An 8558-nucleotide genomic window follows, 5' to 3' on the forward strand; every position below is an offset into this window, starting at 1 on the left:
TCGGTCGCTGGGGACGCGCCCCGACCGCCACCGCCCCCAGCAGCTCATCAGTCAGCTGGGCGGACCCGCCGTCGCGGTCTAGGCCGCACGCACGTGCGGTCTCCACATAGCGGCGGACCGTCTTACGAGCGGCCCCCGACAGCTTGCTCACGTCCCGCAGCGACCGGCCATCCAGCCACAGCCGCAGGATCTCTTTCACTTCGACCATCGATAACTCCCGGTAGGTCATCTCGCCAATACAGCGGCCGCGCAGACCATGGAAGCGTCACAAGAGCCGAATCGGTGCCCCATGACCGCACAGTAGGTTGATAGCAGAGGCCCAGCCTGCCGTTACAACCAAGCGGTAAATCTATAGGTACCAAACCTCACCGCCGTCATCTCGAGGAAGGGGAGGACATGACGACTCAGCACTACCAAGTGATCACGAAAATATTGGTCAGCGGCGCTATCACTCTCGGCGCCTGTGTTGGGGGGGCAACACCGGCCAGCGGCGACCCGAACCCGTTCGGCGGCCTCAGCTGTAGCTGCCGAGGGACAGCTCCAGCCGGCAGCCCGGATCTGAGGGGAGAGATCGATCGAGGGCTCCGGGAGGGTCACTCTGCCTGGTTGCCAGGACTACCGGCACCGGCCCAGTCCGGGCAACCGTCGCACTAATGTGATCGGATGCGCTGATGGTGATGTCCGCGCGAGCTGAAAGCGCTGCGATAGAAGGCATGCGGGAAAAACCGCACCCCTCGATCGAGAAAATCCTGGCCGGCGCCTGTATGGCTCTCGTTGCCGTAGGGCTGGCGGCACCGGCCAACGCCACCTCGCACGCTCCCGCACCGAACTCGGCTCAAAGCTTCTTGGCCGCGGTGCACGCGGCAGGCATCGTCGGAGTAGACCCAGCGATGCTAGAGAACGGCTACAACGTCTGCTGGGAGATTTGGAACGGCCACTACACCGGCGCCCGGGCGGCCGCGGGCATGCAGCAAAACTACCCGACGCTGACCGCTAGTCAGGCGAAGCGTTTCGTGGTCGCCGCGTACAAGAACCTGTGCCCGGTGCCCGGTGCGTACGACTGGTGGGCTTACAGCACCAGCTAGCACGACTGCACAGGCCTGACTTGAGTTGGCCGTCTGCGCCCCGCTGGACGAGCCAGATTGACGAGTGAGGTGACGGCGAGGGCCGCGATGGGCTACTGCTCTGACCGAGTGCGATGACAACCCAGGTCCTGCTCATTATCGCCGTGGTCGCCTCCGTCGCGTTCACCCTCTGGCTCGTCCAGCGGGGCGGTCGCAATCGCTGAGGGTGCTGTACCGGTTGCTGTACTGGTCCCAAAATGGCCCTCAGCCCAGGCGTTCGCACCGCCGATCGACCGGTACGCGGATCACTCGGCGACGAGTTGATCGGTGTTGGCGAACACCAGGTTGCCGGTGTCCAGCACCACCGCCCACCGTCGGGCCGGGTCAGCGAAACGCTGCCCGCCGATCTCCACGGGTGGGACCGCCAGCTCACCGAAATCCTCAACGACGACACCTCGGCTCTCAGCATCGGTGCCCGCATACACCCGCACGCGCATGTTCACCGCCAATTGCCCACCGGTCCCGCTGCTGCGGTTTTTGCGACGTTCAAACACCGTGTACTCCCTACCGTGTCCTAGAACCGACCCGTTTCGAGATCGGGCCTGCGCCATCTGGTGTTGGCCTCACTCGTCGGCGGCTCCCAACGCATCATCGCGGACTGGGCGGTCGGCGAGTTCTTCGTGCCTGCCGAACAGATACGGATACGCGATTCCGGCGATCGCAGCGCCGATCAGCGGTGCCAGCCAAAACACCCATAGCTGCGCAGGTGCCCCGTTGCTGTTGAAGAACGCGACCCCCGTCGACCGCGCCGGGTTGACCGAGGTGTTGGAGATCGGGATCGAGATCAGGTGGATCAGTGTCAGGGTTAGGCCGATGGCCACACCGGCGAATCCCTTGGGCGCTCGGTCATCGGTGGACCCCAGGATGACGAGCAAGAACACACCCGTCAGGACGATCTCGGCGACGATCACCGCCCATAACGAGTAGCCGCCAGGGGAGTGCTCACCGAACCCGTTGGCCGCCATGTTGCCCGTCGCGGTAAAGCCTTCCTTGCCCCTTGCGATGAGATAGATCACCAGCCCAGCGAGTAAGCCGCCGATCACCTGAACAATCCAATAACCTGGCAGGGCTCGCCACTCGACTCGCCTCGCCAGCGCCGCGCCCAGCGTGACCGCAGGATTGAAATGCCCGCCGGAGATGGTGCCGAATGCGTAGACACCCGTGAGCACGGTCAGACCGAAGGCGGTGGCCACCCCAAGAAAACCGATCCCCACCGAAACACCGCCAGAGAGGAACTTCGCGGAAAACACCGCGCTGCCGCAGCCGCCAAAGACCAGCAAGAATGTGCCGATCGTCTCCGCTGCCAGTCGATGAAACATGCTCGGAGCAGCCATGCGCTACCGCCTTCGCCGTTGAATGGGTGTGTCTAGCGTGAGCGTTGCGAACAAGCGTGGCCAAGAGGGCCCGACGGTCGTTTCTCAATCGTGTTGGGACGGTAACCGAAGATTGCCCCTATCGACTACCTCAGCTAGCAGGTGCTGCTTCCCGGAAGTCTCAGACATCGGTGTCCTTCCCAACTGCGGGCGCGCCGCATTTCGATCGGTATTCGACATCCACCTGTACGTGGTGCCGCGGCAAAACGACGACAAGCTGTGGTTCACGAAGGACACGCTGCTGCGGCGTGACCCGGACCGTGAGAAAACCGCACACACTTTGCGGGCAGCACTGGAGAAGGTCGACGCTACTGAGTGAGACTGGCAGCTATGAGTTTCGTGGAGGAAAAGGTGCTCCCCCAGGTGCTGCGGGTGCACGACACGGTGTATCGGAGGACGAACGGCTGGATCGGTCACCGCACGCTGTGGATACCGAGCCTGCTACTGCATACCGTCGGTGCCAAGACCGGTAAACAACGCACGACGTCGCTGACCTACGCCCGCGACGGTGACAGCTATCTGGTCGTTGCCTCCAAGGGCGGCGCGCCCGAGGCCCCTGGCTGGTACCACAACCTCAAGGCCAAGCCCGACGTCGAGATCAACGTCGGCCCAAGGCGTTTCGCTGTCACCGCCCGACCGGTGCTGCCCAACGACCCCGACTACCCGCGGCTATGGCAGATCGTCAACAAGAACAACCAAAACCGCTACATCGAATACCAGAAGCGGACGTCGCGACCCATCCCCATCGTCGTCCTGATCCCGAAAGGCTAGAACAGCGAACAACCGCCCTCGTCGGGGCTAACTATCGCCGCTGTACTGAGACTGACTTTCAAGACTCTCATAACTCGTCTATTTCGAGACCGCTTCCAGTTCCGTTCGGGCCTGGTCGATTTGGTCGTATGCGTAGGTCACCACGGCTGCCATGGTCATCGTTTCGCCCTTGCGGGCGAGCGATCCGTAGGTCTGGTCGCCGAGCACGCTGCGGAGGTGGGTTATCACGGTGGTAATTTCGGGGACCCCCGCCGCAGAGAACGGACTGAGAGCGAACCCGGCGATAGTGGCCGCCGCTTCGTAGCGGCCGAGCCGGTCGAAAAGAACGGCGAGGACGGCCAGCGCGCCGCGGATCGTCGTGGTGTTGCCCGCATTGTGGTAGTTGCGGATCGCCAGAGTGAGGTGATCGAACGCGGACACGGTGTCGCCCTGTTCGGCTTCGAGTAGAGCCAGAACGTTCGCCAGGGCTGACGCGCGGGAGCGGTTGCCGCTGTCTTGAGCGATCACCAGACCCCGGCCGAGGGCGTTAAGCGCCCCGACGGGGTCCGCGTCACGGAAAGCCAAACCGTAGGCCCAGAGCGCCGACGCGAGCCACTGCGGGTTGCCTGTTGCCTCCGCAGCCTCGATGAGGCCATCCGCGGAATCCATCGCCTCCCCACCGGAACCGGCCACTGCAAGGGCCAAAACCAGAAATGCCCGGATGTGGACGTGGGTGTCGCGGCGGCGTGCGAGCTGGGCGCGGCACCACTCGGCCAACCGCTCGGGCTGCCCGATGGCGAGGTATACAAATCCAAGCCAGGCTTCGATGCCGTACGGCAGCGCATCGCGGCTCCTGCCGACAACGATCTGGCCCGCGTCGCTGTAGCGGACAGCCGCCTCGATCCGTCCGGTCGTGTAGCACATCGACCCAATCACGTACAGGAACGCCAGCCGGGGGTGGTCGCCGGTGCGGGCGGGCTCGATCAGCTCTTCAGCCCAAGCTATCGGCTCAAAGGTTTGGACCCAAACGCCGAGGAACCCCGCACAGGTGGCGATGGCGGCGGCGACATCCAGATCGCCCTGGTCGGCGGCCCGCCGAAACGCGGTGCGCAGATTGGCCAGCTCGATAGCGAACCAGTCGTAGGCCTCGCGCTGTCGTGGGCTGTCCCACAGGGCCAGAATGTCGGCTTCACGTGCGGCAAAATAGCGGGCGTGCGCCGTACGGACCGTGTGCGCGTCACCGCGTGCAACAAGTTGCTCCTCGGCGAACTGGCGGATCGTCTCCAACATCGAAAACCGCGTCCGCCCCGAGGATCGGTCGGCGACGAACAGCGACTTGCGCACCAGCGCATCAAGCAGATCGAGCAGGGCGTACTCGTCGAGGTCCGCTCCGGCCACGGCGCAGGCACTTTGGAGGTCGAAACCGCCCGCGAAGACCGAACAGCGTTCTAGCACGGTCTTTTCGGTGTCGTCGAGAAGGTCGTAGGACCAAGCCACCGCGTGGCGCAGCGTGTGGTGGCGCGCCAAGCCGCGCCGCGACCCGACCAGCAGCCGGAACCGGTGATCAAGGCGATCACGCATTTCACTAGCGGTCATCGATGCCATCCGCGAGGCCGCCAACTCGATGGCTAATGGGATGCCGTCGAGGCGTTGACAAATCTCGACGGCTGCGGCTGATTCATCGCCGTTGACCATCGCGAAGCTCGGTGCAATACCTTGAGCGCGTTCGACGAACAGGCTCACCGCCGCCGAGTCGATTCCCGCGCCGATGTCCAGCGACGGGACCGGCCACACTTGCTCCTGGGCGACCCCGAGTCCTTCGCGGCTGGTGGCAACGACCCGCACGGTCGCGGAGTGCGTGAGGATTGCTTCGATCAGGTCGGCGGCGGCGTCGAGAACGTGCTCGCAGTTGTCGAACACCAACAGCCGCGACCGGCCCTCCAAGGCGGAGGCCACGGACTCGCTCACGGTTTTGCCGGGCTGTTGGGTGATGCCCAGCACCGCCGCCACTGCGTCAGGTACAGCCGCCGGATCGGTGACCGCAGCCAGTTCGAAAAACCAGACCCCGTCAGGGAACTCATCGGCCAGCCGCGCCGCGACTTCGGTTGCCAGGCGGGTCTTGCCGACCCCACCCACGCCAGTCAGCGTCACCAACCGATGCGCCTTGAGCGCCGCTTGCACCTCGTCGAGTTCGGACTCGCGTCCGATCAAGCTCGTGGGCGCGGGGCGCAGGTTCCCCGGACTCGGGTCGAGCGCCCGCAACGGCGGAAAGTCCGTGCGCAGGCCGTCTGCTCGGACCTGGAACACCTGAACTGGGGCTGGGAGATCCCGCAACCGTCGCGGCCCCAGATCGACGAGATCAACTCCACTGAGCAGAACCGCCGTCGACTCGGCCAAAAGGATCTGCCCGCCGTGCCCCTCAGCCATCACCCGCGCCGCACGATTCAGCACCGCGCCGAAGTAGTCGCCATCCCGCAGCTCTGCCTCACCGGTCGCCAGCCCCATCCGCACCGGCAACTCCAGCGCCCGCTGCGCGGCCACAGCGGCATCGACCGCAGATCTCGGCGACGCGAACGCCGCGCATACCCCGTCGCCGGTGTGCTTGAACAGGAAGCCACCGTGCGCATGAATCGCGTTGCGCAACACCTCGTCATGGACGGCCAACGCCACCCGCATCCCCTCCGCGTCGGCCTCCCACCGACGGGTCGACCCCTCGACATCGGTGAACAAAAAAGTCACCACCCCCGAAGGGGCAGCCGCCGTCATGGCATCGCCTCGGCCCAGGCGATATGCCCTTCGAAGCCAAGCTCTGTGGCCATCGCACGGTAGCGATCCCGAAGATCCGCGTAGGCCACCATGTCGCCGCGAGCCCGGGTCAGCAGAGTTCGTGATCGCAGCAGCCAGATCTCACGTATCACCAAACCTTCGTCGGCTGGCGCGGACGCTAACCGCTCGATCGCAGCCTCGGCTTCGACTAGGTCGCCGTCGGCCCTGCGATCAAGCAGTGTCTCCACCAGAACACCCGTCGTCGGAATGCCCCACCCCAGCAGCCGTTCCTCGCGGAACAGATGATCGACGCTGGCATGCATGAGAGCTATGGCGTCATCGCGATCTCCTCGCCGAGCCCTCTCACGCGCCAAGTACACGTTGACGAGCGGTAACTCGGACAACAGGTATCCCTGGCGTAGCAACACGTCGCTGGTCTCTGCCAGGAGCTGCTGTCCGCGATCACGATCGGCAGCCGCTTGGCGGTGCACGAGCGCAACGGCCAATGTCGCCTGTACGAAGGTCACCGCGAGATCATCACTGGCTCGCTCGGCAATCCGTAGGGCCTCCTCGATCTCGTGCACTGCGGAATCGTCGGCCCGCAGCACGCCGTTCGATACTGTCGGGAAGTAGGCCCACGCGACGGCGAAGGCGTAGGACATGGGATCGGCGCTGCGGGCCATGCCCAGACCGCGCGGCAAATCGTCCCACCATCCAGCACGGCCCAGGCAATAACGGGCAACAGCCCGCGTCGTGAAAGCGAGCGCTAACGGAGACCCGGTAATGAAGTTGCCCTTCGACGGATCACCGTCGGCCAGGTCGATGACTGTCTGCGACCACCGCAGCGTGTCAGACCACTCGGCACTATCACTTCTGGCATAGATCAGCGGATTGGCCAGCCCCACAGTCAAGGTCGGATCACCGAGCGACTCGATGAATGCCCAAGCTTCCGAGGCCAGCCGCGACGCCTCACGCATCCGGTCCTGCCACAAACGATCCATCACCAGCCCGACCATGGCGACGGCCAGTGACGCCTTGTCCCCGGCGGCGGCGCACAACTGTCGCAATTCGTCAAACCGCTCACCAGCCACATGTTCGTGGACTCGCCAGGCGATGCCGCACAACATGGTGCGCGGGGCGATGCGCATGGCCGTCCGGTTGGGGTCATCGGCGGGTAGGGCGTCGGCGATCTTTTGGGCGCGCTCCCAACTCAGTCGCGCCGCGGCGATGTCGCGGTTCGTCGACCAGGACGCCGCGCGCATGTGCCAGCCGTAGGCGGCATGGAAATCACCAGCGGCCTCCAGATGTTCGGCAATCAGCGCAGCGTTCTCCTCGACCGATTCCGACTCGCCCGATTCGATGGCTTCGGCGACGCGCCGGTGTAGTTGAGCGCGATCGGATTTGAGCTGTGATTCGTAGGCCACCGTGCGAATCAGGGGATGGTGGAACACATAGGTGGGGTCTCCGGTGAAGGTGATCTGATCGACGAACTGTGCCCTCAACAGGTCGTCAATCACGGGGTTGATTCCCAGGGTTTCCAGGAGGCTATGGCTAAACGTTGAGCCGATGACCGCCGCCGCGCTCAGCGTGCGCTTGGCTTTCGGGTCGAGGCGGTCGATACGGGCGGCGATGGTGGCTTGCACGGTGGCAGGCATGCTGACCTCGCCGACATTAGCTGTCGAGACATAGCTGCTGCGGGTGCCCCGCAGCACCCCTTGCTCGGCCAGATCGCGCACGATCTCTGCGGCGAAAAGCGGGTTCCCGGCGGCCCTCTCAACAATCAGAGTGGCCAGCCTGGCAACTGAGGGGTCTGAGCCGAGCAAGTCGCTAACCAGTGCTGTGGTTTCCTGATTGCTCAGCGGGGCGAGCGCGATGCTTTGAGCACCGCTCACCCGGTTCAGCGCGCCGGAGTAGTCGGGTCGGTGGGTGACCAGCACCAGCGACGGTGTCTGCGGGATGACGGTGAGGAAGTCGGCCAGCATCGACTCGCTGACCTCGTCGATCCAATGGGCGTCTTCGATGACGTAGACCGCCGGGGCCTTGCGGGCCAACGACGCGGCATTCACCAAAGCCGTCAACCGCCGCCGACGGGCATCCGGATCGATCTTGGGCAGCGCCACCTCGGGATCGGCGATGCCCAGCAGATCCTCTAGCAGCAGCAAGTCTTCGGGGTCGGCGTCGGGGGCTTGAGCCCGCACCCGCAAGCGAGCTGCCGGGCCGTCCAACCCACCCACGCCAGTGGTTGCCCGCAGCAGCCGCGAGATCGCGTGGAAGGGCACGTCGGTGGCGTGCGATTCGCAGTAGGCACTGAACACCTCGACACCCCGGGCGGTGGCAATCGCAGTGACCTCGCGCACCAGACGGCTCTTGCCAATACCCGGGGAGCCCACCACCGTGACCACCGCGCCGTGTCCGTCTATGCCACGCTCTGATATGTAGTTGGTTTTGTCAAGTGGGCAGGGGGAAGCGGGTGCCATGACCGTCGTCGTGGCACCCGCTTCCGTTGACCGAACTGACCAGGGGTGGCGAGCGTGTCGATGTTGCC

6 protein-coding genes and 2 pseudogenes are annotated in these 8558 nt (G+C 64.8%); 3 read left to right on the forward strand and 5 right to left on the reverse strand.

What is annotated here, in order from left to right:
* Nucleotides 1-208: pseudogene (locus ACLP9N_RS17145) on the reverse strand (IS21 family transposase); the annotation flags it as partial.
* A 505-nt stretch (nucleotides 209-713) separates the two neighbouring features.
* On the opposite strand from ACLP9N_RS17145, the gene ACLP9N_RS17150 reads away from it, so the two are divergent.
* Nucleotides 714-1085, forward strand: coding sequence for a DUF732 domain-containing protein (locus ACLP9N_RS17150; RefSeq protein WP_442408542.1), 372 nt, complete (start codon nucleotides 714-716; stop codon nucleotides 1083-1085).
* 284 nt (nucleotides 1086-1369) lie between these two features.
* On the opposite strand, the gene ACLP9N_RS17155 is transcribed toward ACLP9N_RS17150, so the two are convergent.
* Together ACLP9N_RS17155 and aqpZ are read right to left on the reverse strand one after the other, a co-directional pair.
* Entirely contained in the window at nucleotides 1370-1618 is a 249-nt protein-coding gene (locus ACLP9N_RS17155) for a hypothetical protein (protein WP_442408543.1), read from the reverse strand.
* A 69-nt stretch (nucleotides 1619-1687) separates the two neighbouring features.
* Nucleotides 1688-2458, reverse strand: a complete 771-nt coding sequence (gene aqpZ, locus ACLP9N_RS17160) for an aquaporin Z (RefSeq protein WP_442408544.1) — start codon at nucleotides 2456-2458, stop codon at nucleotides 1688-1690.
* 232 nt (nucleotides 2459-2690) lie between these two features.
* Between aqpZ and ACLP9N_RS17165 the strand changes: the two genes are divergently transcribed.
* Together ACLP9N_RS17165 and ACLP9N_RS17170 are read left to right on the forward strand one after the other, a co-directional pair.
* Entirely contained in the window at nucleotides 2691-2816 is a 126-nt protein-coding gene (locus ACLP9N_RS17165) for a hypothetical protein (protein WP_442408545.1), read from the forward strand.
* 11 nt (nucleotides 2817-2827) lie between these two features.
* Nucleotides 2828-3268 (forward strand): nitroreductase family deazaflavin-dependent oxidoreductase, encoded by a 441-nt coding sequence (locus tag ACLP9N_RS17170; protein ID WP_442408546.1) that lies wholly within the window; start codon nucleotides 2828-2830, stop codon nucleotides 3266-3268.
* A gap of 78 nt (nucleotides 3269-3346) precedes the next feature.
* On the opposite strand, the gene ACLP9N_RS17175 is transcribed toward ACLP9N_RS17170, so the two are convergent.
* Entirely contained in the window at nucleotides 3347-6013 is a 2667-nt protein-coding gene (locus ACLP9N_RS17175; RefSeq protein ID WP_442408547.1) for an ATP-binding protein, read from the reverse strand.
* Nucleotides 6010-8442, reverse strand: a pseudogene (locus tag ACLP9N_RS17180) (ATP-binding protein); the annotation flags it as partial. The gene ACLP9N_RS17175 and the pseudogene ACLP9N_RS17180, both read right to left, overlap by 4 nt.
* Between the last annotated feature and the right edge of the window lie 116 nt (nucleotides 8443-8558).

Source organism: Mycobacterium sp. (genome assembly GCF_052144515.1).
In the GTDB taxonomy this organism is placed as follows: domain Bacteria; phylum Actinomycetota; class Actinomycetes; order Mycobacteriales; family Mycobacteriaceae; genus Mycobacterium.